Genomic DNA, 26,053 nt, shown 5'->3' on the forward strand with positions numbered 1-26,053 from the left:
CGGCGGGTGTGGTCAGAGCGCGGTGACCGTGCGCCGGGTGGCGCGCAGGTCCAGTGCGTACTGGATGGCCAGGCATCCCAGCGTCCAGCCGGCGAGCACGAGGAAGGAACTGGTCAGGTGGGCGGAATGGAAGTAGCCCGCGCCGCGCAGGGCCCGCACGGCGGCGGCGGGGGGCATGATCTGGGACAGCGGGGACAGCCATGACGGCAGGTAGGCCGGGGGCAGGATCCCGCCGGAGGTGGCGTTGCCGAAAATGAGCAGGACCACGGATGCCACCGGCATGCCGACTGGGCCGAACAGCCGCAGCAGGACGCCGGCTGCCGCGGCGGTGGCCATCGCCAGCAGGCCCACCACCGCCGCCACCGTGGTGAAGGATGCGGGCAGGGCGGCCATGGCTTGGTGTCCGATCAGCGCCACCATCACGCCGGAGGCGGCCGCGAAGGCCGTCATGGACGCCATCCGTGCGGCCAGCGGCAGGCGCGGGGCGGTCTGGTAGGAGGCGACGGAGAACAGGAAGCCGGCCAGTACCACGCCGAAGGAGGCGTAGAAGACCGACAGGCCGCGCGTGTCCCCTGCCACCAGGGGCACCACGTCCTCGACCGGCACGGGGTGCCCGGTTGCGTGGGTGGCGGCGGCCTGCAGAGCGGAGACGACGGACGGGCCCTGGGCGCCCGCCGCGAGCAGGGTCATGTTGTTGCCCTGTGCCACGAGGGCGGCGGGGATCCGGTCGTGGGTGATGGCTTGGCGGGCGGCGTCGGCGTCGGGGTAGCGGTGGAAGGTGTACGCGTCCGCAGAGGCGTCGTTCAGGGCGACTTCGACATGCCCGGCCACCTGGTCGGAGGCGGCGATGCCCAGTGGCTGGTGGTGGGCGGTGGGCGCGTGGAAGGCCGCCAGGTACACAGTGACGAATATCGTTCCGATGGCCAGGGCGGTCGCGACCGGGACGACCATGGCCTTGCGGATTCCGGCGGCTGCGGCGAGTACCGGGGCGGGGATGCCCGGTTCGGTGTCCAGTAGTGCGTGGCGGCCGTGGCCGTGGTGTCCCGTCTGCGGCGGGTGAGGAACCGGCGACTCGCCCGAGGCGCTCGACGGCTGGCCGTCGGGTGGGGTCGACCAGGTCGGCTCGGGCCGCTCGGGAGTCGGGTGCGGACGCTGGGTGGTGCTGTCGTGCATGGGGAGCTTTCTGCGCTTTTGGGCGGGACCTCGGGTGGGACCGGCTGCTGATGCGGGGGTGGGGCCGCGGTGATGGGCTCGGGGTGGTCGTCACGGTGGCTGGTCCTCCCACCGTACATCTAAGTGGAGTAAATGCTTCACTTATGGGTGTGGCTGTGCCCGTAGATCGCCGTCGTGCCCTCGACGCGGTACCAGGGGGCCGGGAGGCGCAGGGGTGTCGAGGACATCCCTGGACGGCGGGACGTCGGGTGGCGGCGGTACGGCCCCGCGCCGGCGCCGCGCGTAGCCGCGTTCGGGTCCTTGCCGCTGGGCGCAGGGCATTCCTCGGCAGGATGATCAGGCGATCGCGAGGTGGGTCACCGCTGATCTGCCGTTCAGCGGCCCGTTTCACCCGCCGCCGAGTTTTCGGGCGCGATCAGCCGTGTGATGTCCTGTTGCGAGAGGGCCTGGCGCGGCTGCGGCCGAGCGGTGCTTCCAAGCCTTGGGCGAGTTCGCCGAGCGGCTGCGCAGTGATGCGGTGGGATTGATGCGCTGGAGCGGCTGGCCGCGGCCGACGGTCTGACACTCACCGCCACTCCCGCGCTACCGGATAAAATACTTCGGTTATGGGGGCGTGCCGTCAGCGGTGGTCTCCCGGTCTAAGGAATGGTTGAAGATGACGACAGGTGGCGATGCGGCGGAGACGAGGCCACGGCTGCGGGCGGACGCTCGCCGCAATCAGGAGCAGATTCTCCAGGCGGCTCGTGACGTGTTCTTCGAGGACGGCACTGCGGCTCCGCTGGATGAGATCGCTCGCCGGGCGAATGTCGGTATCGCCACGCTCTACCGGCGCTTCCCGGATCGCACCTCGCTCTTCCGCCAGCTGGCGGTCGACGGGTTCGAGGTCGTGCTCGCCCAGGCGCGTGCCGCTCGTTCCGTGGCGGAACGGCCGGACGCGGATGCCCCACTGCTCGGGATCGAGCGCTTCCTGCTGGGGATGGTGGAGCAGCGCCTGCGTTTCGTCCTGCCGCTGTACGGCGGTCCTGTGATCGATGACGAGGAGGCGGCTTCGTTGCGGCAGGCGATCACGAGTGAGTTGGACGCCCTGCTTGCCCTGGGCCGGGAGCGACACGCGGTGCGCGCTGATGTGACCTCCACCGATCTGATCATGGCCGCGGCGATGATCAGCCGGCCGTTGCCCAACACGCCACCGGACTGGGTCGATACCATCGCTCGCCGGCACGTTGCCGTCCACCTTGACGGGATGCGCCCCGGCGGTGTCCACCGTCTGCCGGATCTGGCTTTCACCCGTGAGGACCTGGAGCGGCAGATCCACCGGAGGGAGGTACCCGTTCCGGGTGCCGCGCCCGGCGGTCAAGGCTGAATCCGTACCTTCACCCTGGCGTCCCGCGGCCCCGGCCCCGGCCGCAGGAACTGTGGGGCTCGGAAAGTCATCGCTGCTGGTCAAGCCGCGTATCGGTACTCGTTGATGACGCTGTAGGTGCCAAGAACCACGTCCGTGCTGGTCACGCTGCATGTTGGTATTCGTGCAGGATGCCGCCGAGGCGGTCGCGTCGGCGGACGTCGAGGTGGGTGAGCCGGTCGGGTTCGGTGATCGGTTCGGGCAGTGGGCATAGGGGCGCGGCGCCGGCGAGGCTGCGGTGGGGCCGGTGCGTGTTGTAGAACTGCTCGTACTCGCGTAGCGCGTGGAGTAGGTGGGCCTGGTTCCAGATGAGGGTGCGGTCGAGGAGCTCGGTTCGGCAGGATCGCACCCAGCGCTCCATGATGGCGTTCATGCGCGGCATCCGGACGCCGGTCTGGACGACCTCGATGCCCTCGGCGTGCAGGACGGCGTCGAAGGCGGCCGGGTAGCGGATGTCCCGGTCGCGGATCAGGAACTTCACCCTGGTGCCTGTGTCCTGAAGGTCCATGACCATGTTCCGGGCGAGCTGGGTCATCCAGGCCGCGGTGGGGTGGGCGGTCGCGGCGAGGATCCGCACGCGCCGGGTGGCGTGCTCGATCACCGCCAGGACGGTCACGGTCGCCCCGGTCAGCCTTGAAGACTGCGGAGCGGTGCTTGTCGACTACGGCTGTGTGGATCCGGGATCAGGTCGGGGCTTGGGCGCGCAGACGGGGGAGGGGCTGCTCGGCCCAGATGGTCTTGCCGGTGCCGGTGTGCCGAGTGCCCCAGCGTTCGGTGAGCTGGGCGACCATCATCAGGCCGCGTCCGCCCTCGTCGAAGATGCGGGCGCGCCGCAGGTGCGGTGCGGTGCTGCTGGCGTCGGAGACCTCGCAGACCAGTGTCCGGTCCTTGATGAGCCGCAGCTGGATGGGCGGGGCGGCATAGCGGATCGCGTTGGTCACCAGCTCGCTGACCGCGAGTTCGGTGACGAAGGCCAGCTCGTCCAGCTCCCACGCGTGGAGCTGTGCGGTCGTCCGCGTGCGGGCCTCGGCGACGACGGCCGGATCGGCGGGCAGGTCCCAGCAGGCGACGTGCCTGGTGTCCAGGGCGCGGGTGCGGGCGATCAGCAGTGCGACATCGTCGGCGGGCCGTTCGTCGAGCATCGCCTTCAGGACGGTGTCACAGAGGGTGTCGAGGTCGCGGGTCGTGTCCAGGGAGGGGACAGGGCCGGCGAGGGCCGTGCGCAGGGCGTGCTGGCCGGTGTCGACGTCGCGACCGCGGGCCTCGATCAGGCCGTCGGTGTACAGCGCGAGGAGACTGCCTTCGGGAAGCTCGGTTTCGACGGACTCGAATGGCAGCCCGCCCAGACCCAGGGGCGGGCCGGTGGGCAGTTCGATGAAGTCCACGGTGCCGTCGGGGGTCACCAGAGCGGGCCAGGGGTGGCCGGCGCTGGCGAGCGAGCACCTGCGGGAGATGGGGTCGTAGACCATGTACAGGCAGGTGGCTCCGAGTTCTCCGGGTGGCGCGTCAGCGCACTCCTTCCCCGTGCCGAGTTGGATGACGAGGTCGTCCAGGTGTGCGAGCAGCTCGTCCGGGGCCAGATCGACGTCGGCGAGGGTGCGTACGGCGGTGCGCAGGCGCCCCATGGCGGCGGAGGCGTGGATGCCGTGGCCGACGACATCGCCGACGACGAGGGCGACCCGGGCTCCGGAGAGCGGGATCACGTCGTACCAGTCACCGCCGATGCCGGCCTTCGAGTCCGCGGGCAGGTAGCGGCCCGCGACGTCGACGGCGGCCTGCTCGGGAGTCCCCTGCGGCAGCAGGCTGTGCTGGAGTGTGAGGGCGGTGGTGCGCTCGCGCGTGTAGCGGCGGGCGTTGTCGATGCAGACCGCGGCGCGCGCCGCCAGTTCCTCGGCGATCTGCAGGTCGTCCTGCCCGTACGGCGGCGCGGAGGGGTCCAGGCGGGTGAAGAGGACGACGCCGAGGTTCGTACCGCGGGCACGCAGCGGTACCGCGAGCAGCGAGTGCGCACGGTGCCGGTACATCCAGGCGGCCCGGTCCGGGTCCTGGGCCAGCCAACGGGCGATCTCGGGATCGGTGATCCGGTGGGCCGTGCCCCGGCCGGTGGCCAGGCAGCGGGCATGCGGTGAGAACTCCGGGTAGCGGGCCGGCTCGCCGACCGCGACGACAACCGGCACGTCGGAGCAGACGGCGACGCGCCGCAGAACCAGGGGGCGGTCGGTGGGGATCGGTGCGGGCTCATCCCCGTGCAGCACGGCATCGAGCAGGTCGACCGAAACGAAGTCCGCGCAGGCGGGCACAACCACATCGGCCAGCTCCTGGGCGGTGCGGGCCACATCCAGGCTGCTGCCGATCCGCCTGCCGGCCTCATCGAGCAGCGCCAGACGTTCCCGGGCCGCGTGCTGCTCGGAGAAGTCGAGTGCGGTCTGCTGCACGCCGTGCACCAGCCCCGCCGGGTCCTTGAGCGGCGTGAAGTGGACGATCCAGGCGTGCGAGAAGGCCTCTCCCGGCACCCGCACGTAGTTCTCGAGGTGCTCCGGCCGACCGGTCGCCGCCACTCGCTCGACACTCCGCTGGGGGACGCCGAACAGCGGATCCGGCATGTGCTCGGTGATCCGGAGCCCGCGAAGCTCCCCCTCCGGGGCTCCGAGCTGCCGCACCATGGCCTCGTTGACGTACACGAACCGGCCCTCGGTGTCGTAGATCGCCAGAGAGAGCGGGGACTGGTCGAATGACCAGTGGAGCAGCGGATCGTTGTCGCGGTCGTTCTCCTGCCCCAGTGGGGCGGCCTGGAACAGCCAGCCCACCTGCCCGTCACCGGTGGGCAGCGGACGGACACACAGTCGGCATTCCGCGGGGTGACCGTCGCGGTGGCGCAGGACCACAGGTCCGACCCAGCCCTCCTGCCCGGCCAGCCGCTCGCGAGCGGACCCGGGGAGGGGCGACGCGAGCAGATCCGCAGCGGGTCGGCCCACGGCCTCGGAGTCGCAGTACCCGAGCAACCGCTGTGCGCCGGGACTCCAGCCCGTCAGCACTCCGTCCGGAGCCGCGGTGGCCACGGCCGCACCCGTGGCGAAGGGGCCACCGGGATGACCCTCGCCGGTCGCTGGTGTGTCCATGTTGATCATCTCGCTTCACGCGTCCGTTGATTCAAGGATTCCTCGGGCACGGCACCAGTTCACATCGGGCCGCGGAAGCTGGGCCTGGGGCACGAGAACCGCCCCGTGAAACCCGTTACTTGCACCATGGGCGACCCTGCTCCGGCAGCACAGGAACGCCCGCCACCCCCGACGTGCCGACCGTCCAGCGCCGCGAGCTCTCCCGCGTCCGCAGCGAGAAGGGAATCGGCTGGGGCGGGCGACTGGCCACGTTGCCGGCAGCTCTGGGACGGCCCTGGGCCGGGGGGCTGTTCGGCGACAGCGAGTAGGGGGCTGCTCGGTGGCGGAGAGTAGTCGGACGGCGTAGTGCCGCACGAGGTCGTCGACCGAGGTGAGGGAGACCACCCACCTGCGGATCCTCCCACGCCGCCAACCGGCAGCGTGGTGCCGGTTGGGATCGCAGGTGGAGAAGCTGCGGGTGCAGCTGTCCCGCGCCGAGGACTTCGCCGCCACCATGGAGCACAGCGCGTAGGCCGCCCAGACCTCGCCAGGGCCCGCACCCGCGCATCGGCCGCTGCCGCCCAGTGCACGATCCACGACTCGACCACAAGCTCAAGGTGGTCCGGGAGGCTTCGCCGGTCGGGTTCGATGGCCTGTGCCGTTCGGCGAACGCGGGGCGGCTCAGGCCCGCGGGTACGGCGCGATGCTCAGGCGGCGGTGCGGTGCTGGTCCTCGTCGATGGCGTCGTAGAGGTAGGTGCCGTGGGCCCAGCTGGTGAGGATGTGCCGGTCGATGAGGATGAGGTCGTGGCGGGCGGCGAACGCGGCGGCGTCCCGGGTGAAGCCGTTGAGTCCGATCATGACGGGCACGTCGGCGCCGTGTTCGGGCCGGGCGGTGCCGTTGAACGTCTGGACGTCCGGGGAGCCGACCGGTCTGCGATAGTGCTTGCACTGGAGGACGACCTTGCGGCCGAGGTGGTCCCTGGCGGTGACGTCCGCGCCGAGGTCGCCGGAGCGGCCGGAGTGCCGCACCTGGAGGAAGCCGTCCCGGACGAGCAGTGCGGCGCAGGCCTTCTCGAAGTCGGTCGGGTGTATCACGTCGAGGTGGTGGATCGAGTACGTCAGGGCGGGCGGTTCCTCGTCCTCGACGTCGTCGGCCCCATGGTGCACATACCCGCGCTGAGCGATGAGCCAGACCGCCGCCGCCAGGAGTGGGGCCAGGACGATGAGGCCGGCGGTGATCACCGACCACCAGGGGTGATCGGTGATCCAGCCCCACACGTCCACGCTCAGCCAGTGCCAGAACGAGGTGGTCAGCCACTGCCAGAAGACCTTGGCGACGGCCACGGCCAGTACCGCGCCGGCGATGAGCTTCGGCAGCGGATCGAAGGTGCCGTCATCGCGCACTGCTGTGTGCTCCTTCCTACCGGATCCGGCAGGCCGCAGAGGGGCCACCGAGTGCCCTGAGCCCGGGTGTTCGGGCGGGAAGGCGCAGCAGGTCGTGCAGGGCGATGCCGTGCTTGGCCCACCGGCCGAGCCGGTCGCGGTCGATCCAGTGGACGCCGTGCTTGTCGCCCCAGGCCTTGGCGTCGCGGGTGAAGGAGCCGTTGGTGACCACGACCGCGACGTCGGCCCTGTGCACGGGGCCGGCGGTGCCTTTCACCTGGTACATCACCTGGGAGCAAACCTTGGCGCCGACCTTGGTGTGCTTGGCCTGCAGTACATGGCGTCCATCGCCGAGGACCCGGTCATGCGCGAGCGGTGGGAGCCGGCTGCCCGCGGCCCGCGAGGGCGAGTGGCCGCCGCACGGCTACCTGGGGCCGAAGGTGTTGAGGAACACCACGGGCTCGTTGCCGAAGTACCCCGCCGAGTCGAGGCCGATGAGTGCCGCGAAGGCCTTGGCGGTGTACGTCCGCTCCAGTTCCAGGCCGGCGCGGGACGAGGCGCGGTCGAGCGCCTGCTCTCCGGGCTCGGTCGGATGCGCGTAGCCGGGACCGAGCCAGCGGTACTCGGCGACGACATCGTGCGGGCCGAGCCCGACTTCCGGCAGGTCGGCCCCACGAGCCCGCAGGAGGGCGTGGGCCTTCCCCGCCAGTGCCACGAGCGTGGCGCCGTCCAGCCGCAGGGTGTCGTTGACTACGACTCCCAGGACGCGCGTCCGCAGCCCGGCGAGCCGTAGCCCCAGGGCCAGCCCGGCGGCAGTGCCGCCCGAGCCGACCGGTGTCACGATCCATCCCGGCTCGGGCAGCAGTCCCTGGCGCACCTGGCCGGCCAACTCGAGCGCGCACTCGACGTACCCGAGAGTGCCGAGCGGTGAGGAGCCGCCGGCCGGGAGGACGTAGGGAAGGGTGAGACCGCGCGTGTACCGGGCGACGAGCCAGGGCACCGCCAGGATCAGCCGGGTCCTGGTGTGCAGGAAGTGCAGAGCGGCGCCGGAGGACCGCAGCCGCCGCAGCTGCGCCCGGACATGGTCGTCGACCGGGTGGTCGACCAGCGCGAGGGCGACGTCGAGGCCCTGCTCGCGGGCGTAGAGCGCGGCTGCCAGGCCCCAGTTCGTCCCGAGCCCGCCGACACTGAGGATCGTCCGGGCTCCCCGGCGCCGGGCCTCGGGCAGCAGCCACTCCAGCTTGCGAACCTTGTTCCCGCCCCAGCCACCGCCGCCGTAGCCGCTCTCGTCCTTCAGCCACACCGGAGAACGGAAGCCGAGCTTCGTCAGGGGGCGTACCGGTGTCGGCCCGTCTCCCAGCGGCAGGTACGGCAGGGACACGGCGAGTGTCGGCCAGAGTTGGTGGAGCAGCGGACGACCTGTCATGAGAGCGACTGTAGGGGGAGGCCCCAGGTATGGGGGAGAGCCCCGAGGGACCGTTCGATGATGAGACGGACTCGGTCGCGGCTCAGGTCGGCGGACGGTGATCCGTGCTCCCGGGTGAAGCAGACGGCCTCGCGCTGGTCACTGTTGCCGGAGAGGGGTAGAGGACGGAAGCCGGACGCTGCCAGCGGTCGTCGGCCGGATTCGTGCCGATCTCTCGCACGGGGCCGTCCTGCCGTAGGAGGTGGTCGGCAGGACCTGGACGGGGGAAGAGTCCTCGCCGCTGAGGAGGACGGCTTGCCGGGCGGGGCCGGTGAGGTCGCCGAGTTCGACGTTCTCGACGGCGGCCAGTCCGGTGGCGGTCTTGGCGAGGACGGCCTGGGTTGGTTCCGGGTCGTCGAGGTCGGATGAGTGCGGCATCGACGACCACGCGTGCCCGGGGTGCCGACCACCATCATTGGTCGGCACCCCGGGCGTCGTTGCGTCAGGTCGGGATCAGGGCAGGCGCCAGATCTGGTTGGCGGCGGCGGAGCAGTCCCACAGGATCAGCCCGGTGCCGGCGGGGCCGGCGCCCGAGTCGTCCAGGCACTTGTTGCTCTGTGGGTTCTTGAGGGTGCCGTCGGCCTGGGGCTGCCAGACCTGGTTTCCGGCGCCGCTCACGCAGCCGTACAGCTGGATGGGGGTGTTGTTGCCGGGGTTGGTGCCGGGGGCGGTCATGCATTTGCCGAGGGTTCGCAGGGTGCCGTCGGTGCCGACGGTCCACTGCTGGTTGGCGGCGGTGCCGCTGCAGGCCCAGACGACGATCGGGTTGCCGTCGGCGGTGCCGGCTCCGGAGTCGTCGACGCACAGGCCGTTGATGCCGGTGATGTGGCCGGTGCCGGTGCCGGTGGTCTTGTCCAGGCCGATCTGGACGGTGCCCAGGTGGCTGGTCGCTGTCGCCGGTGTGCCGGAGAGCCGGCTGAACGTCATGCCGGAGACCGGGGCCGACACCTGCTGGACCAGGTAGGACTTGCCGGCCGTGGTCGGGATGGTGAACTGTCCGGCCCTGGTGGGGCGGACGATGACGGTCGACTGGTCGGTGCCGTCGACGACCGACACGCTCTGGCCGGGCCAGGGGTTGCGGATGTCGATGGTGCCGGTGGAGCCGGCGTGGATGCCGACGGTGCCGATGACGCCGCCGTGGACCTGGACGGAGACGGTGCTGCCGCCGTGGATGTACTGGGTGCCGTCGGCGTCCCAGCCCTGTGGCAGGGCCGGGGCGATCCGCAGCAGGCCGTCGTAGTCCTGGACCAGCGACTCGTTGATCGCGAGCGCGACGTTGGCGGCCTGCTCGATGTAGGGCTCGGTGCCGCCGGACTGGCCCCACAGGTTGGCCAGGCCAGTGGGATAGGTCTGGTACTTCTGGGTCAGGGCGGTCAGGTCGGCGGCGACCCGCGTGCCGAGGCCGAGGCGGGCGGCGTGGACGGCGTCGAAGCTCCAGTCGTTCTGCTGGACGTTGACCCGGCTGTTGTAGGTGCGCCGGGCCACGGGCAGCAGTGGTGAGTTGTCGCCGATCAGGCCGTAGGGCCAGACGGCTTCGAGGTCGTCGTTCTCGGTGTTGTAGACCGTCGCGGTGGGCTGCGAGGACTGGCCGAGCACGTCGGTGCCGGAGGCGTCGGCGGAGGCGGTGAGGTTCTGCCGGTGGGTCGCGGCGTCGGTGCGCGGGTAGTCGGGGATCTGCGGGATCGCGGCGTGCAGTTGGGAGATCAGCGAGGCGTCGACGTTCAGGATCTTGGCAGCGGAGATCGTGGCGGGGAAGAGGCCCTTCATCGCGTCGATCATGTTGACCGGGTCCTGCACGTTCCACTGGTTCTCGTGGACGTTGGCCACCGCGTGCCGCTTGCCGTCGGGGCCGACCGTGGTGAAGGCCAGCAGGAACTGGGCGGACTGCTGCAGGAGCGGGTAGTTCGCCGTCAGGAAGGCCTTGTCACCGGTGGTCAGGTACTGCTGCCAGACCCAGAGTCCGATTTCGGCGCCGGTGGAGACCGTGGCACCGTTCCAGGTGGTCAGCGCCTGGTCGCAGGAGGCGTCGCCGAACGGGTCGCCGTCGTTCTGGAAGCCGTTGCCGTTGAAGCGCATGGTCTCCGGCACGCAGATCCCGGGCCGGTTGCCCATGTGGGTCCTGGTCCAGGCCTGGATGTTGGCCAGGTTGGAGGTGTAGAGGTTGTAGAGGCCGGTGTTGAGCTCGAAGGCGCCGGCGCCGATGTTGGCGGCTACCTGTCCGCGGATGTTCCAGAACCAGTAGCCGGCCGGGTACCAGTTCTGGGTGTCCTGGGAGAAGTTGAAGAGGTCGGCGACTCCGGCCTGGGAGCCGGGCAGCGGCCCGCGGGACTCCTCGGCGGTGTAGAAGTAGTACAGGGTGCGCAGCTTCTCCAGGTAGGCGGCGGTGCCGTCCGCCGAGGAGAGCTTCACCAGGCCGAGCTTGCCCCAGTAGTCGTGCCACCAGGCCAGCTGCGGTGCCTGCAGGGTGTCGGAGCTCGCGGTCGCGTCCGAACCCAGCAGCGAGGCGGCGGTGGCGGCGGCGTTGCCGCCGGTCCAGTTCGGGCTGCCGACCAGGATCCGGAAGCTGCCGTCGGCGTTGGGAGTGAGGTTCACCTGCACGGTCTGTGCGTCTGCGACCGTGGCGGTGACGTTGCGCCCGCCGGCGGTGAGCGCGGCCAGCGAGCCGAAGGTCCGGCCGGAGCCGGTGGTGGCGTTGCTGTCGACCCAGGTCTCGGCGAGCGTCGCGACGCCGCCGGAGGCCGCCGCGGCCGGGGTGCGCCCGGACCACAGGTTGACGGTGGCGGACTGGACGGTGTTCGGGTCGGCGCCGGTCACGTCCACGACCAGCTCGTCCTTGTCGGCGCGGACGTAGATCGCCGCGCTCATCCCGCCGCCGGACTCGCGCAGCACGCCGTCGTACGGGTCGACGGTGGCGGTGAAGTCGGCGGCGTTCGTGATCCGCGACAGGCCGGGGATCTGCAGCCAGCCGGGGGACTTGCGGCCGGGCAGGGTGTCGGCGCGGTTGAGCTGGGCGGTGAAGCCGTTGGCGGCCCAGACCGCGGCGCCGAGGGTGCCGTTGCCCAGCGGCATCGACTGGGTCGCCGCGGTGTTCGGGCTGCCCAGGACGATGTTCGCCTCGCGGACGAGGCTCGCGGTGTCGACGGAGAACGCGCCGTTGGACCAGGCGGTGGTCGTGGTCGAGGAGGAGGCGGTCGCCGTGGTGGGTGACCAGGCGGCGGCGGTGGTACCAAGGGCCAGGGCGACTATCGCCCTGACCACCGGTGCACTTCGCATGTTGCGGCCCTTCAATGGGGGTGGGGGAGCAATCAGTGGTGGTGCACAGACCGGAGTCCCGTCGTCCCGTTGTCGAGGTGACTGCCGGTCTGGTTCTGGGGCCCGTCTCGGTCAGCCCGCGGCGTGGTTGGCCCAGAGCGACGGGTCGTCGACGTTCTCCTTGGTGACCAGGGATGAGGGGAGCTGGTCCTCCAGGCCGTTGGGCAGGGAGATGATGGTCGACTGGTGGTCGGTGGGCCCGGGTTGGAAGGCCTTGCCTTCGGCGGCGGACTTGGCGTAGTACAGGGCGTACTTGGCGTAGAGGTCGGCGGGCTGGGAGACGGTCGCGTCGATGTCGCCCTTGCGGATCGCGGCGAGCTCGGCGGGGCTGCCGTCGTTGGAGACGATGCTGATGTGGCCGCTCTGGCCGGCGGGCTTGAGCAGGCCCTTCTGACGCAGGAGATCGAGGGCGGGCTGGAGGAAGACGCCGCCGGCCTGCAGGTAGATGCCGTTCAGGTCCGGGTTGGCGGCAAGGGTGGACTGGAGCTTGGCGGACGCGATGTCGCCCTTCCACTCGGTGGCCAGCGCGATCACCTGGATGCCGGGGAAGTTGCGTTTCATGCAGGCGGCGAATCCCTCGGAACGTTCGTAGCCGTTGATGGAGCTCAGTGCGCCCTGGAGCTCGGCCACCTTGCCCTTGCCGCCGAGCTGCTTGCCGAGGAACTCGCAGGCCTTGGCGCCGTACGCCCTGTTGTCGGCGCGTACCACCATGTAGACGCTGCCGTGCTCCGGTTCGGTGTCCACGCTGATGGCGTGGACGTTCGCACGGAACAAGTCGGAGAGTGTCGAGTCGGTGGCCATGGTGTTCTGCGGCGCCATGACGATGGACTTGGGATGCCGGGCGGCCAGCGAGTGGATGTTGGCGGTGAACGTCGCCTCGTCGCCGTCCGAACGGGTCGGGGGCAGGACACGCAGCTGCTGGTCGTCGATCTCCTGCTGGAGGTACTTCGCGTACGCCTTCCAGAAGTCGGAGTCGGCGCGGGGGATGTCGATGCCGATCTGCGGGCGGGAGCCGCCGGGGTCGTCAGTGACCCCGCAAGCGGTGAGGCAGCCGGCGAGCAACACGGCGACGGAGCCGGTGTGGGTGGTCCGGATGGTTCGGCTCTTCATGTGTCAGACCGTCCTGGGCGGTGGGGGGCGTGCGCACTGGGGGGATGTGCGGGACTCGGCACGTCGCCGTCAGGCGACGGTGCCGAGGTCCAGGGAGCCGGTGCCGGCGGCCAGCCAGTCCTCGACGGCGGCGACGTGCACGGTGCTGGCACTGGCGGCCAGGACGGCATCGCGGTTGACCAGCGCCTGCCAGATGGCCTCGTGTTCGCGGTGGGCCTGCTCGCGGGCGGTGGTGTGCGTACCGCGGACGATGCGCAGCCGCTGGGTGTGGGTGGAGAGGATGCCGAGCAGGGTGGACAGAACGGGGTTGCCGACGGCGTCGGCGATGGTGCGGTGGAAGTCGATGTCCAGCTCGATGAACTCCTCGATGCCGGCGGCCGCGGCGCTCCGGTCGAGGACGGCCCGCAGCGTTCGCAGGTGTTCGTCGGTGAGCAGGCCGGCGGCGAGGGCGGCGGCCTGTGGCTCCAGCAGGCGCCGGACCTGGAGGAGCTGTTGGGCGGTGCGGCCGTGGGAGACGTCGGCGGCGAAGGCCATGGCCTCCAGCAGGAGGTGGGGTTCCAGGCCGGAGACGTAGGTGCCGTCGCCCTGCCTGGGGACGAGGATCCGCATCGCGGTGAGCGCTCGGACAGCCTCGCGCAGCGAGTTGCGCGACAGCCCGAGCTGGTCGGCGAGGTCGGCCTCGTTGGGGAGTCTCGCGCCGGGTGGCAGGGCGCCGGAGACGATCATCTCCTTGATCTTCTCGATGGCCTGGTCGGTCACCGCCATGGGGGTTCGCCTCCTGCGTGCGGGCATGGGAGTGGTGGTCGGTCGAGAGGCGGGGAAGGGGAGGCCGAAGCGGCGCGACCGGTTACCCGCCGGGCTGGTCGCGCCGCTTCGGCGGCTCTCAGGCGGTGGGACCGGTCACTCCTGTTTCTCGCCGGAGGCGTAGCGGGAGATGATCAGGGCGATGATGATGATCGCGCCGTTGAGGAACTGGTTCCACAGTGGTGGCACGCCGGCGAGGGTCATGACGTTGACCACGAGTTGGAGGGTGAGCACACCGGTCAGGGCGCCGAAGAGCGTGCCGCGGCCGCCGTTGAGGCTGACGCCGCCGATGACGGTGGCGGCGAAGACCTGGAAGATCCAGCCGTTGCCCTGGTCGGCGGAGATGGAGCCGTAGTGGCCGGTGTAGAGGACGCCGGCGAAGGCCGCGAGCAGGCTGCCGAGGATCAGCACGGTCCAGGTGATCCGGTCGACCCGGATTCCGGCGGCACGGGCGGCCTCGGAGTTGCCGCCGATGGCGTACAGGGCGCGGCCGTGGCGCAGCCAGGCGAGCGCGCACCCGCCGGTCAGGAAGAGCAGGGCGCAGATCCAGATTGCCGCTGGGACGTCGAGCCAGCTGGTGCTGCCCAGGTAGGTGAAGGAGCCGGGGACGTTGACGATGGACTGGCCCTGGGAGATGGCCACTTGGAGGCCGCGCAGGAGGGTGAGTGCGCCGAGGGTGACGATGAAGCCGTTGAGGCGCAGCTTGAGGATCAGGAAGCCGTTGATCGCGCCGATGAGTGCGCCGACGGCCAGGCACAGCGGAATGGCGGTCCATTCGGGGAAGAGCCCGAGGCCGTTGAAGCGCGCGCCGTGGTCGGGCAGGACCAGCCAGACGGCGATGACGGGGGCGACGCCGATCGTGGATTCCAGGGAGAGGTCCATCCGGCCGGCGATCAGGATGAGCGCCTCGGCGAGGACGAGCAGGCTTAGTTCGGTGGCCTGCTGGCCGACGCCGAGGAGGTTGTCGGAGGTGAGGAAGGCGGGTGAGACGATGAAGCCGATGACGCCCAGGACGAGCAGGACGGGTACGAGGGAGAGGTCGCGGTAGCGGGCGAGCTGGAATCGGCGGCCGGCGGGCGCGGCGGGGGCGGTGGCCGCGTGGGGGCGGACCTCAGTGGTGGGAGACATGGGGTTCCTTCGTGTCGGTCGGGCCGGACATGCCCTCCATGGCTGCGACCAGCTGTTCGTCGCTCCAGCCGTGCTCGAATTCGGCGACGACGTGGCCGTGGAACATGGCCAGGACGCGGTCGCAGACCCGCAGGTCGTCGAGTTCGTCGGACACGATCAGGGCGGCCTTGCCGGCGTCGGCGACCTCGCGGACGGTGCCGAGCAGGGATTCCTTGGACTTGACGTCGACGCCGTTGGTGGGCCGGATGGCGACCAGCACGTGCGGTTCGGTGGCCAGCGCCCGGGCGATGACGACCTTCTGCTGGTTGCCGCCGGACAGCGCGGACACCGGGGCGAAGGCACCGGGCGTCTTGATGTCCAGGCCCTTGATCATCCGCTCGGCGAACGCCTGGGTGCGTGAGGGCAGTACCGTGCCGAAGGGGCCGAGCTGGTCGGTGACGGTCAGGGTGGCGTTCTCGGCGACGCTGCGCTGGGGGATGAGGCCCTGGATGTGCCGGTCCTCGGGGACGAAGCCGATGCCGGCCGCGAGGGCGGCGGGGACGCGCCCGGTGCGGACCGGATGGCCTGCGACGGTGATGGTGCCACTCCCGGGCTTGTGCAGGCCGGCGATGGTTTCGCCGAGTTGGACGTTGCCGCTGGCGGCCGAGCCGGCCAGGCCCACGACCTCTCCGGGGCGCGCGGTCAGGGAGAAGTCCGCGTAGGCGCCGGCCAGGGTGAGGCCGGAGACGTCCAGCAGTGGGGCATTGTCGGATCGTGTCCGGCCGGTCACCGACCACGCGGGTTCGGTGCCGCGCCCCCGCTCGCCGGTCATCGCCTCCACCAGTGCCTGCTGGTCGAGTTCGGCGACCGGTGCGGTGACGATGTGCCGGGCGTCCCGGTAGACCGTGACGGTCGCGCAGAGGTCGTAGACCTCCTGGAGGTGGTGGGAGATGAACAGGAACGCGACGCCCTGTTCCTGGAGCGAGCGCAGCTTGTCGAAGAGCCGATCGATGCCGCGGGCGTCGAGTTTGGCGGTGGGCTCGTCCAGGATGATGAAGCGGGCGCCGAAGGACAGCGCCCGGGCGATCTCGACGAACTGGCGCTGCTCGACGCTCAGGTCCTCGGCGCGGGCGGTCGGATCGACGTCGACGCCGTACTCGGCGAGCAGCTCGGTGGCGCGGCCGTGCAGCCGCTTCCAGCTGATCGGGCGCAGCGCTGCGGCGCTCTGCCGGTCGAGGAAGAGGTTCTCGGTGACGGTCAGCGCGGGGAGGATGGTGGAGCGCTGGTAGACGCAGGCGACCCTGGAGCGCCAGGCGTCGGTGTCGCCGGGGGCCGGAGCCGGCTCGCCGTTGAAGCGCAGGGTGCCGGTGTCGGGGTTCTGCAGGCCGGTGAGGATGGAGACGAGTGTGGACTTGCCCGCGCCGTTGCGGCCGACCAGGGCGTGCGATTCGCCGGGCGCGACCGAGATGCGGGCGTCGCTGAGGGCTACGGTGGCGCCGAAGCGCTTGCTGATCCCGTCGGCCTCGACGACGGGGCCCCGGACGGGGCTGGGGTCCGCCATGGCGGGGTGTCCTTTCCACTGGGGATTCCGTGAGTGGCGGCGGGGGAACCTTGCCGGCCGCCGCTCACGGGGTCTGGGGGGACTTACTTGCTGACGTTGTTGCCCCAGAGGCTCTTGTCGTCGACGTTGTCCTTGGTGACGAGGGGCGCGGGAAGCTGGTCCTCCAGGCCGTTGGGCAGCTGGATGATGGTCGACTGGTGGTCGGTGGCACCGGGTTGGAAGGTCTTGCCCTCGGCTGCGGCCTGCGCGTAGAAGAGGGCGTACTTGGCGTAGAGGTCGGCGGGCTGGGAGACGGTCGCGTCGATGTCGCCCTTGCGGATCGCGTCGAACTCCTGCGGGATGCCGTCGTTGGAGACGATCGCGATGTGGCCGGGCTGGCCGGCGGGCTTGAGCAGGCCCTTCTGCTGGAGCAGGGCGAGGGTGGGCTGGAGGAAGACGCCGCCGGCCTGCAGGTAGACGCCGCCGAGGTCCGGGTTGGCGGCCAGGGTGGACTGGAGCTTGGCGGAGGCGACGTCGCCCTTCCAGTCGGTGGCCAGTTCGATCACCTCGATGCCGGGGAACTTCTCCTTCATGCAGGCGGCGAACGCCTCGGAGCGGTCGCGCCCGTTGATGGAGCTCAGCGCGCCCTGCAGTTCGGCGACCTTGCCCTTGCCGCCGAGCTGCTTGCCCAGGAACTCGCACGCCTTGGTGCCGTAGGCCTTGTTGTCGGCGCGTACCACCATGTAGACGTTGCCCTTGTCGGGGCGGGTGTCGACGCTGACCACCGGGATCTTCTTGGCGGACAGCTGCTCAAGTGTGGAGGCGATCGCACCGGTGTCCTGTGGGGCCATCACGACGGCCTTGGCGCCGGTGTTCTGGAAGACCTGGACGTTGGCGACCAGCTTGGTCACGTCGTTCTGCGAGTTGCTGACCGGCAGGGTGTTCAGACCCTGGGAGGAGGCGTCCTGCTTGACGTACTGGGCGTAGGAGTTCCAGAAGTCGGAGTCCGCACGGGGCAGGTCGACTCCGATCGCCGGCTTGCCGCCGCCCGAGGCGGAGGAGGTCGAGTCGCTGCCGCGGTTGCAGGCCGTGGCGAACCCCGCCAGGACGATCACGGCGGCGGCCGTGGCCGCGATTCTGGAGGAGCGAGGCTTCATGGTGCTGATCTCCTTGGCTGGGAAGGCCGGGCTCCCCCGTGGGGCGTGGAGCCGGCGTGGTGGGAGGCCGAGACGCCGTCCCGGTGGGGCGAAGCGGGCGGGGGGAGCCGGCCTCCCTTCCAGCCCTCACCAGGAGGGAGGCCGGTTCCTGGTTGTGGCGGTCCGTGGCAGACAGCGCCGGATCGCGCTTCCCACAGTCATAGGATGGCTTGCGGGTCACGAGGACCATACGAGCCTGACATCTGACTGACAAGAGGAAACCTCGGATGATTCTCAACCGTGACGTCCAGGTTTCCGTGCCGTGTCATGGGTGAAGTGATATTTCCGCCATCAGCTGCGCATTTGACGGATGATTGGAGGACGTACGAGCCGAAGTGGTCGGCAAACATCGGAGGAATTCTTGCGATGATGCGACTCTGGCTCGTATGGTCAGGGCGTCACGGATTCATCCGATGTGTTGGCCGGTGAAGAGCCCCGGCCCGCAGACCTATGACGGGAGTCAGGGCATGAAGCTACTGCGGATCGGACCTGCGGGAGAAGAGGTTCCGGCAGCCCTCGGCGACGACGGGAGGGTCTTCGCACTCACGGGCCTGACCGGTGACATCGACGGGGCGTTCCTCGCCACCGGCGGAATCGACCGAGCCCGCGCGGCACTCGCTGCGGGCTCCCTGCCCGAGCTCGACCCTTCCGGCCTGCGGGTCGGGGCGCCGATCTCGCGCCCCGGCAAGGTCGTCTGCATCGGCCTCAACTACCGCGACCACGCCGAGGAGACCGGCGCCGCCATCCCCAGTCGGCCGGTGGTCTTCATGAAGGACCCGTCCACCGTGGTCGGCCCCTGCGACCAGGTGCTGATCCCGCGCGGTTCGGTGAAGACCGACTGGGAGGTCGAACTCGCGGTCGTGGTCGGCCGCGAGGCCCGCTACCTGGACTCGCCCCAGCAGGCCGTCGCCCATGTCGCGGGCTTCGCGATCAGCAACGACGTGTCCGAGCGCGAGTTCCAGCTGGAGTACTCCGGGCAGTGGGACCTGGGCAAGTCCTGCGAGACCTTCAACCCGCTCGGTCCCTGGCTGGTGACGCCGGACGAGGCCGGCGACCCGCAGGCCCTGGGCCTGCGTCTGGCCGTCAACGGCGAGACGCGCCAGGACGGCAGCACCAAGAACATGATCTTCGATGTCGCCCACATCATCTGGTACCTGAGCCAGTACATGGTGCTCAACCCCGGCGACGTCATCAACACCGGCACCCCGGCCGGCGTGGCCCTGGGCCTGCCCGGCAACCCCTACCTGCGCGACGGAGACACCGTCGAACTGGCCATCGACGGCCTCGGCACCCAGCGCCAGACCTTCTCCAACGCGTGAAAGGCACCACCTTGTCCGCAGACACCGCGCGGATCACCGCCGTCGACACCTACGACATCCGCTTCCCCACCTCGCGGGAGCTGGACGGGTCCGACGCGATGAACCCGGACCCCGACTACTCCGCCGCCTACCTGGTGTTGCGCGCCTCCGCGGGCGGCCACGAGGGCCACGGGTTCACGTTCACCATCGGCCGTGGCAACGACGTCCAGGTCGCCGCCATCGACGCGCTGAGCGAGCACATCGTCGGGCGTTCCGTCGCCGAGCTGTGCGCCGACCCCGGCTCCCTGTACCGCGACCTGATCGGCGACAGCCAGTTGCGCTGGCTCGGACCCGAGAAGGGCGTGATGCACATGGCGATCGGAGCCGTGGTCAACGCCGTCTGGGACCTCGCCGCCAAGCGTGAGGGCAAGCCGCTGTGGCAGCTGCTGGCGGACGCCGACCCCGAATGGCTCGTCTCCCAGGTCGACTTCCGGTACCTCACCGACGCGCTCACCCCCGGCGAGGCCCTCGAACTGCTGCGCAAGGGCAAGCAGGGCGCACCCACCCGAGCCGCCGAACTCGTGCGCCGCGGCTATCCCGCCTACACCACCTCCCCGGGCTGGCTGGGTTACTCCGACGAGAAGCTCACCCGCCTCGCCAAGCAGGCCGTCGCGGACGGCTTCACCCAGATCAAGCTGAAGGTCGGCGCCGACCTGGAGGACGACGTCCGCCGCTGCCGCGCAGCACGCGCCGCCGTCGGACCGGACATCCGCATCGCCATCGACGCCAACCAGCGCTGGAACGTCGACGAGGCGATCGAGTGGACGAACGCCCTCGCCGAGTTCGACCCGTACTGGATCGAGGAACCCACCAGCCCCGACGACATCCTCGGCCACGCCGCCGTCCGGCGCGGGGTCCACCCGATCAGGGTCGCCACCGGCGAGCACGTCCAGAACCGCATCGTCTTCAAGCAGCTGCTCCAGGCCGGCGCCCTCGACATCCTCCAGCTGGACTCGACCCGGGTGGCCGGCGTCAACGAGAACCTCGCCATCCTGCTGCTCGCCGCCAAGTTCGGCGTCCCGGTCTGCCCGCACGCCGGCGGCGTGGGCCTGTGCGAACTGGTCCAGCACCTGTCGATGTTCGACTACGTCGCGCTCTCCGGCACCACCGAGGACCGGGTGATCGAGTACGTCGACCACCTCCACCAGCACTTCCTCGACCCCGTCGTCATCGACGCCGGCCACTACCGAGCCCCTGCTCTGCCCGGCTTCTCCGCCACCATGCACCAGGCCACCATCGACACCTACACCTACCCCGACGGCACGTTCTGGGCAGCCGACCTGGCCGGCGGCGACAAGGAGGAACGCTCATGACCACCCGCGACCTCGACGGGCTCACCGCCCTGGTCACAGGCGGTGCCTCGGGCATCGGCCTGGCCACCGCCCAACTGCTCGGCGAACGCGGAGCGGCCGTCGCCGTCCTCGACCTCGACCCGAGCAGCGTCCGCGCCCCGCTGCGCGGCTTCACCGCCGACGTCGCCGACGACCACTCCGTACGCTCGGCCGTTCAGGAGGCGGCCGAGGCGCTCGGCGGCATCGACATCCTGGTCAACAACGCCGGCATCGGCGCCGCCGGAACGGTGGAGGACAACCCCGACGAGCAGTGGCACCACGTCCTGGACGTCAACGTGCTCGGCATCGTCCGCACCACCCGCGCCGCCCTGCCCCACCTGCGCCGATCCGCCACCGCCTCCGTGGTCAACACCTGCTCCATCGCCGCCACCGCCGGACTGCCGCAGCGCGCGCTGTACTCGGCCAGCAAGGGCGCCGTCCTCTCGCTCACCCTGGCCATGGCCGCCGACCACGTCCGCGAAGGGATCCGCGTCAACTGCGTCAACCCCGGCACCGTCGACACCCCGTGGGTCGCACGACTGCTCGACGCCGCCGACGACCCGGCCGCCGAACGCGCCGCGCTGAACGCCCGCCAGCCCACCGGACGGCTGGTCAGCGCCGAGGAGGTCGCCGCCGCCATCGCCTACCTCGCCTCCCCCGCCGCCGCCAGCGTCACCGGCACCGCGCTCGCCGTCGACGGCGGCATGGCCGGCCTGCGACTGCGACCGGAGCCGAAGCCGTGACCCTGCGCCAGAACCCCCTCGGCCGCGGCGCGGTACACGTCACCGAGCTCGCCTTCGGCGCAGCGGGCATCGGCAACCTGTTCACCCCGGTGAGCGACGCTCAGGCCGAGCAGGCTGTGGCCGCAGCCTGGGAGTCCGGCGTACGGTACTTCGACACCGCCCCGCACTACGGCCTGGGCCTGTCGGAGCGGCGCCTCGGTGCTGCGCTGGCGACCAGGCCCCGAGACGAGTACGTGCTGTCCACCAAGGTCGGCCGCATCCTGGAGCCGGCTCCGGACGCCCAGGGCGACGACCTCGCCAACGGCTTCGCCGTCCCCGCCCGCCACCGCCGGCGCTGGGACTTCACCGCCGAGGGTGTGCGCCGCTCCCTGGAGAACAGCCTGGAGCGCCTCAGCCTCGACCGGATCGACATCGCCTACCTGCACGACCCCGACGACCACGCCGAACAGGCGCTCACCGAGGCCTACCCGGAACTCGAACGCCTGCGCGCCGAAGGCGTCCTGGGGGCGATCGGCATCGGCATGAACCAGGCTGAGCTGCCCGCCCGCTTCATCCGCGACACCGACATCGACGTGGTCCTGCTGGCCGGCCGTTACAGCCTCCTCGACCAGCGCGGACTGGCCGAACTCCTGCCGCTGGCCGCCGAGCGCGGCGTCGGGGTGGTGGTCGGCGGGGTCTTCAACTCCGGCCTGCTCGCCGACCCGAAACCCGGAGCGACCTTCGACTACGCCGCCGCTCCCACCGAACTTCTCGACCGGGCACTGCGGTTGAAGGACATCTGCGAGCGGCACGGCGTGCCGCTGCGCGCCGCCGCCCTGCGGTTCCCGTTCGGGCACCCGGCGGTGGCGAGCGTCCTGGTAGGCACCCGCAGCGCGGCCGAGGCCCGGGACGCCGCCGCCATGCTCGAACGCCCCGTGCCGACGGCGCTCTGGGCAGAGCTCAAGGAGCGCGGACTGCTGCCCGCGGACGTCCCCACCCCTGAGGAGGTGAGCTGATGCGCATCGCCCTGTTCATCACCTGCTTCAACGACACGATGTTTCCCGGCACCGGCCGCGCGGTGGTGACCGTCCTCGAACGACTGGGCCACTCCGTCGACTTCCCGATGGAACAGACCTGCTGCGGGCAGATGCACTTCAACACCGGCTACCGCCCCGACGCCCTCCCGCTGGTCACCCGTTTCGCCCGGACCTTCGCCGACTACGACGCGATCGTCACCCCGTCCGCGTCCTGCGCCGGCATGGTCCGCGAGAACCACCCCGTACTCGCCGAACAACACGGCAGCGCCTCGCTCGTCCAGCAGGTCACCGAACTGGTGCCCCGGGTTCACGAGTTCACCGAGTTTCTGACCGACGTGCTCGGCGTCACGGACGTCGGCGCCCGCTTCCCGCACCGCGTCGCCTACCACCCCACCTGCCACTCCCTGCGCGGCCTTCGCCTCGGCGACCGCCCCCTGCAACTGCTGCGCGCGGTCAAGGACATCGACCTGGTCGACCTTCCCGCTGCCGACTCCTGCTGCGGCTTCGGCGGCACCTTCGCCGTCAAGAACGCCGACACCTCCGCCGAGATGCTCGCCGACAAGAACGCCGCCGTCCTGGACAGCGGCGCCGAGGTCCTGTGCGCCGCCGACAACTCCTGCCTGATGCACATCGGCGGCGGACTGTCCCGCCAGGGCTCCACCGTGCGGACCATGCACATCGCCGAGATCCTCGCCGCCACCGAAGGGAAGAACCGATGAGCGACCGCGGCGTCGTCTGGCTCGGCTCGCCGTCCTTCCCCGAGGCCGCCCGCGAGGCGCTCGGCAACACCCAGCTGCGCGCCACCCTGAAACGGGCCACCACGACCATCCGCGACAAGCGGCTCGCGGTCGCCTCCGAACTGGACGACTGGGAGCAGCTGCGTGACGCCGCCGCCGCGATCAAGAAGCGGACCTCACGCCACCTCGACCGCTACCTCGTCCAGTTGGAGGCCGCCGTCACCGCTGCGGGCGGCACCGTGCACTGGGCGGGCGACGCCGCCGAGGCCAACCGCATCGTCACCGAACTCGTGCAGGCCACCGGCGAACGTGAAGTCGTGAAGGTCAAGTCCATGGCCACGCAGGAGATCGGCCTCAACGAGGCCCTCGCCGAAGCCGGCATCACCGCCTACGAGACCGACCTCGCCGAACTCATCGTCCAGCTCGGCGACGACCGGCCCTCCCACATCCTCGTCCCCGCGATCCACAGGAACCGCACCGAGATCCGCGACCTGTTCACCGCCGAGATGGGCCACTGGGGACAGCCCGCACCCGACGGGCTCACCGACTCACCCGCCGAGCTGGCGGATGCGGCCCGGCTGCACCTGCGGCAGAAGTTCCTCACCGCCAAGGTCGCCGTCTCCGGCGCCAACTTCGCCACCGCCGACACCGGCACCGTCATGGTCGTGGAGTCCGAGGGCAACGGCCGGATGTGCCTCACCCTGCCCGAAACCCTCATCACCGTCATGGGCATCGAGAAGGTCATCCCCACCTGGACCGACCTGGAAGTCTTCCTCCAGCTCCTGCCCCGCTCCTCCACCGGCGAGCGGATGAACCCCTACACCTCCACCTGGACCGGCACCACCGACGGCGACGGCCCCCAGGAGTTCCACCTGGTCCTGCTCGACAACGGCCGCACCGACACCCTCGCCGACACCGTCGGCCGCCAGGTCCTCGGCTGCATCCGCTGCTCCGCCTGCCTCAACGTCTGCCCCGTCTACGAGCGCACCGGCGGCCACGCCTACGGCTCCGTCTACCCCGGACCGATCGGCGCCGTCCTCACCCCGCAACTCGTCGGCGTGGAGAACGCCGCTTCGCTGCCGTTCGCCTCCACCCTGTGCGGCGCCTGCTACGACGCCTGCCCCGTGAAGATCAACATCCCCGAAGTGCTGGCGCACCTGAGGGCCAAGGCCGTCGAGACCAAGCCGCAGCGGACGGAGGCCCTGGCCATGAAGGCCGCCGCCACCGTCCTCGACTCCCCGCGCCTGCTCTCCGCCGCCCAGAAGGCCGCCGCGCTCGGCGGCCGCGCCCTGGCCCGGAACGGGCGCATCGGCCGACTGCCGGGCCCGCTGCACGGCTGGTCCGACACCCGCGACACCCCCGCACCCCCCGCCGAGTCCTTCCGCACCTGGTGGCGCAAGAACAGGGACGAAGAAGCATGAACAGCCGTCAGGCCATCCTCGCCCGTATCCGCTCCGCGCTCACCGACGTCCCCGCCGACGAACGGCCCGACGACATCCCCGTACCCCGCACCTACCACCGCAGCCACACCGAACCCGGCCAGGACACCGTCGCCCTGTTCGCCGAACGCGTCGCCGACTACCGGGCGAACGTCACCCGCACCGACCAGGCGGGCCTGCCGGCCACCATCGCCGCCGCCCTCACCGCGTGCGGGGCGAGAAACCTGGCGCTGCCCGACGGCTTTCCCGTCGAGCTGCTCCCGTCCGGCGACTGGCAGTGGCACCCGGAACCCCTGGCCGTCCCGGCCCTGAACGCCCTGGACGGCGCGATCACCCTGGCCGCCGCCGGCATCGCCGTCACCGGCACCATCGTCCTCGATGCCGGCCCCGGCCAGGGCCGCCGCGCCCTCAGCCTCGTCCCGGACTACCACCTGTGCGTCATCCGCGCCGAGCAGATCGCCGACGACGTCCCCGACGCCCTCGCCCGCCTCGACCCGCGGAACCCGCTCACCTTCATCTCCGGCCCGTCCGCCACCAGCGACATCGAACTCGAACGCGTCGAGGGCGTCCACGGCCCCCGGACCCTGCACGTCATCGTCGTCACCGAAGAGGCACCGGAGGCATCATGAGAGTCGCCCTGCACACCCGCGTCCGCGCCGACCGGATCGCCGAGTACGAGGCCGCCCACCGCGCGGTGCCCGCCGAACTCACCACCGCCATCCGCGCCGCCGGCGTCACCTCCTGGACCATCTGGCGCAGCGGCTGCGACCTGTTCCACCTGCTGGAGTGCGAGGACTACGCCCGGCTCCTCGCCGCACTGGAACACCTCCCGGTCAACACCGCCTGGCAGGAGAAGATGGGCGAACTGCTCGACATCAGCCACGACTACTCCGACGCCGGGGCCGGCCTCCCGGTGGTGTGGGAACTGTGACCGGACCTCAGATCATCGACGCGCACCACCACGTCTGGGACCTCGACACGCGGCCGCAGCCCTGGATCACCGGAGAGGCCCTCGCTCCACTGGCCCGCTCCTTCACCACCGCCGACCTCGCCCCCGAAGCCGCGCAGGCCGGAGTGGTCGCCACAGTCGTCGTGCAGACCATCTGCGTCCCCGAGGAAACCCCCGAACTGCTGGCCCTGGCCGACGGCAGCGACCTGATCGCCGGCGTCGTCGGCTGGACCGACCTCACCGCCCCCGACGTTGCCGAAGCGATCGCCGCCCTGCGTGAACTCCCCGGCGGAGAAAGACTGGTGGGCATCAGGCACCAGGTCCAGGAGGAACCCGACCCCGCTTGGCTGCTGCGCCCCGACGTCCAGCGTGGCCTGCTCGCCGTCGCCGGAGCCGGCCTCGCCTACGACCTCGTCGTCAAACCGCGCCAGCTGCCCGCCGCCACCCTCGCGGCCGCCCGGCTCACCGGCCTGACGTTCGTCCTCGACCACCTCGGCAAGCCCCCGATCGCCGACGGCACGCTCGACCCCTGGGCAGCGGACCTACGCCGCCTGGCCGCGCTGCCCAACACCGTGGGAAAGCTCTCCGGCCTGGTCACCGAGGCCGCCTCCGGTCGGTGGCGCACGGAGGACCTCACGCCCTACGCCGACACCGCCCTGGAAGCCTTCGGCCCGCAACGCCTTCTCTTCGGCTCCGACTGGCCGGTATGCACCCTTCAGGCCGACTACGCCGAGGTCATCCGGACCACCCGGCACCTCACGGACGGGCTCGGCGCGGGGGAGAAGGACGCGGTGTTCCGGCACAACGCGATCCGCGTGTACGGGCTCGGCGCCCCGCGTCGGCCCGCGGAGGGACGGGCCGGCCCGACGGGACCGTAGCCGACCCGGC

Annotated in this window: 21 protein-coding genes and 2 pseudogenes; 11 read left to right on the top strand and 12 right to left on the bottom strand. The window is 70.8% G+C overall.

The window, feature by feature from the left end:
• Nucleotides 1–12: 12 nt before the first annotated feature.
• Nucleotides 13–1,173, bottom strand: a complete 1,161-nt coding sequence (locus ACIO5E_RS28435) for an ABC transporter permease (protein WP_400673133.1) — start codon at nucleotides 1,171–1,173, stop codon at nucleotides 13–15.
• 655 nt (nucleotides 1,174–1,828) lie between these two features.
• On the opposite strand from ACIO5E_RS28435, the gene ACIO5E_RS28440 reads away from it, so the two are divergent.
• The gene (locus ACIO5E_RS28440; RefSeq protein WP_400673136.1) at nucleotides 1,829–2,536 is read left to right on the top strand and encodes a TetR/AcrR family transcriptional regulator; all 708 of its coding nucleotides are present in this window, start codon (nucleotides 1,829–1,831) and stop codon (nucleotides 2,534–2,536) included.
• A gap of 142 nt (nucleotides 2,537–2,678) precedes the next feature.
• Here the strand turns inward: ACIO5E_RS28440 and ACIO5E_RS28445 are convergent.
• Nucleotides 2,679–3,206 (bottom strand): annotated as a pseudogene (locus ACIO5E_RS28445) (integrase core domain-containing protein); the annotation flags it as partial.
• 52 nt (nucleotides 3,207–3,258) lie between these two features.
• Entirely contained in the window at nucleotides 3,259–5,694 is a 2,436-nt protein-coding gene (locus ACIO5E_RS28450) for a SpoIIE family protein phosphatase (protein ID WP_400673139.1), read from the bottom strand.
• Nucleotides 5,695–6,064: 370 nt separating this feature from the next.
• Here ACIO5E_RS28450 and ACIO5E_RS28455 point away from each other — a divergent pair, with 370 nt between their 5' ends.
• Nucleotides 6,065–6,205, top strand: a complete 141-nt coding sequence (locus ACIO5E_RS28455) for a hypothetical protein (protein ID WP_400673142.1) — start codon at nucleotides 6,065–6,067, stop codon at nucleotides 6,203–6,205.
• Nucleotides 6,206–6,380: 175 nt separating this feature from the next.
• Here ACIO5E_RS28455 and ACIO5E_RS28460 read toward each other — a convergent pair whose 3' ends face one another.
• The 9 genes and pseudogenes from ACIO5E_RS28460 to ACIO5E_RS28500 form a co-directional block, all read right to left on the bottom strand.
• Nucleotides 6,381–7,079, bottom strand: a complete 699-nt coding sequence (locus tag ACIO5E_RS28460; RefSeq protein WP_400673145.1) for a restriction endonuclease — start codon at nucleotides 7,077–7,079, stop codon at nucleotides 6,381–6,383.
• Nucleotides 7,080–7,095: 16 nt separating this feature from the next.
• Nucleotides 7,096–7,404, bottom strand: a pseudogene (locus ACIO5E_RS28465) (restriction endonuclease); the annotation flags it as partial.
• Between the two features lie 78 nt (nucleotides 7,405–7,482).
• On the bottom strand, nucleotides 7,483–8,484 hold the full coding sequence (locus ACIO5E_RS28470; protein ID WP_400673147.1) for a 1-aminocyclopropane-1-carboxylate deaminase/D-cysteine desulfhydrase: 1,002 nt from the start codon (nucleotides 8,482–8,484) through the stop codon (nucleotides 7,483–7,485).
• A 492-nt stretch (nucleotides 8,485–8,976) separates the two neighbouring features.
• A complete protein-coding gene (locus ACIO5E_RS28475; RefSeq protein ID WP_400673149.1) occupies nucleotides 8,977–11,796 on the bottom strand; it encodes a ricin-type beta-trefoil lectin domain protein in 2,820 nt (939 codons plus the stop codon).
• 111 nt (nucleotides 11,797–11,907) lie between these two features.
• Complete coding sequence (locus ACIO5E_RS28480; protein ID WP_400673151.1) at nucleotides 11,908–12,945, bottom strand: sugar ABC transporter substrate-binding protein; 1,038 nt, start codon at nucleotides 12,943–12,945, stop codon at nucleotides 11,908–11,910.
• A gap of 69 nt (nucleotides 12,946–13,014) precedes the next feature.
• Entirely contained in the window at nucleotides 13,015–13,710 is a 696-nt protein-coding gene (locus ACIO5E_RS28485; RefSeq protein ID WP_400673154.1) for a FadR/GntR family transcriptional regulator, read from the bottom strand.
• 135 nt (nucleotides 13,711–13,845) lie between these two features.
• Nucleotides 13,846–14,877: an ABC transporter permease gene (locus ACIO5E_RS28490; RefSeq protein WP_400673156.1), complete on the bottom strand. Its 1,032-nt coding sequence runs from the start codon at nucleotides 14,875–14,877 to the stop codon at nucleotides 13,846–13,848.
• Nucleotides 14,861–16,417 carry a sugar ABC transporter ATP-binding protein gene (locus ACIO5E_RS28495; RefSeq protein WP_400673159.1) on the bottom strand — a complete coding sequence of 519 codons (1,557 nt, stop codon included), beginning with the start codon at nucleotides 16,415–16,417 and terminating at the stop codon, nucleotides 14,861–14,863. The genes ACIO5E_RS28490 and ACIO5E_RS28495 overlap by 17 nt, the downstream gene beginning before the upstream one ends.
• 83 nt (nucleotides 16,418–16,500) lie before the next feature.
• Entirely contained in the window at nucleotides 16,501–17,553 is a 1,053-nt protein-coding gene (locus ACIO5E_RS28500; RefSeq protein ID WP_400673162.1) for a sugar ABC transporter substrate-binding protein, read from the bottom strand.
• Nucleotides 17,554–18,059: 506 nt separating this feature from the next.
• Here ACIO5E_RS28500 and ACIO5E_RS28505 point away from each other — a divergent pair.
• Genes ACIO5E_RS28505 through ACIO5E_RS28545 form a run of 9 tightly spaced genes read left to right on the top strand, consistent with a single transcriptional unit; the run spans nucleotide 18,060 to nucleotide 26,043 of the window.
• Nucleotides 18,060–18,911, top strand: a complete 852-nt coding sequence (locus ACIO5E_RS28505; protein ID WP_400673164.1) for a fumarylacetoacetate hydrolase family protein — start codon at nucleotides 18,060–18,062, stop codon at nucleotides 18,909–18,911.
• A gap of 11 nt (nucleotides 18,912–18,922) precedes the next feature.
• Nucleotides 18,923–20,263, top strand: a complete 1,341-nt coding sequence (locus tag ACIO5E_RS28510; RefSeq protein WP_400673167.1) for an L-fuconate dehydratase — start codon at nucleotides 18,923–18,925, stop codon at nucleotides 20,261–20,263.
• Nucleotides 20,260–21,024, top strand: coding sequence for an SDR family NAD(P)-dependent oxidoreductase (locus ACIO5E_RS28515; protein WP_400673170.1), 765 nt, complete (start codon nucleotides 20,260–20,262; stop codon nucleotides 21,022–21,024). The genes ACIO5E_RS28510 and ACIO5E_RS28515 overlap by 4 nt, the downstream gene beginning before the upstream one ends.
• Nucleotides 21,025–21,026: 2 nt before the next feature.
• On the top strand, nucleotides 21,027–22,019 hold the full coding sequence (locus ACIO5E_RS28520; RefSeq protein ID WP_400673564.1) for an aldo/keto reductase: 993 nt from the start codon (nucleotides 21,027–21,029) through the stop codon (nucleotides 22,017–22,019).
• On the top strand, nucleotides 22,019–22,759 hold the full coding sequence (locus tag ACIO5E_RS28525; RefSeq protein ID WP_400673172.1) for a (Fe-S)-binding protein: 741 nt from the start codon (nucleotides 22,019–22,021) through the stop codon (nucleotides 22,757–22,759). Before ACIO5E_RS28520 ends, ACIO5E_RS28525 begins: the two co-directional genes overlap by 1 nt.
• Entirely contained in the window at nucleotides 22,756–24,198 is a 1,443-nt protein-coding gene (locus ACIO5E_RS28530; RefSeq protein ID WP_400673173.1) for a LutB/LldF family L-lactate oxidation iron-sulfur protein, read from the top strand. The genes ACIO5E_RS28525 and ACIO5E_RS28530 overlap by 4 nt, the downstream gene beginning before the upstream one ends.
• Complete coding sequence (locus ACIO5E_RS28535) at nucleotides 24,195–24,845, top strand: lactate utilization protein C (protein ID WP_400673175.1); 651 nt, start codon at nucleotides 24,195–24,197, stop codon at nucleotides 24,843–24,845. The genes ACIO5E_RS28530 and ACIO5E_RS28535 overlap by 4 nt, the downstream gene beginning before the upstream one ends.
• Nucleotides 24,842–25,147, top strand: a complete 306-nt coding sequence (locus tag ACIO5E_RS28540; RefSeq protein WP_400673177.1) for an L-rhamnose mutarotase — start codon at nucleotides 24,842–24,844, stop codon at nucleotides 25,145–25,147. The genes ACIO5E_RS28535 and ACIO5E_RS28540 overlap by 4 nt, the downstream gene beginning before the upstream one ends.
• Nucleotides 25,144–26,043: an amidohydrolase family protein gene (locus ACIO5E_RS28545; RefSeq protein WP_400673178.1), complete on the top strand. Its 900-nt coding sequence runs from the start codon at nucleotides 25,144–25,146 to the stop codon at nucleotides 26,041–26,043. Before ACIO5E_RS28540 ends, ACIO5E_RS28545 begins: the two co-directional genes overlap by 4 nt.
• The last annotated feature ends 10 nt before the right edge of the window (nucleotides 26,044–26,053 follow it).

It is taken from the genome of Kitasatospora sp. NPDC087314 (genome assembly GCF_044744365.1).
Classification (GTDB): domain Bacteria; phylum Actinomycetota; class Actinomycetes; order Streptomycetales; family Streptomycetaceae; genus Kitasatospora.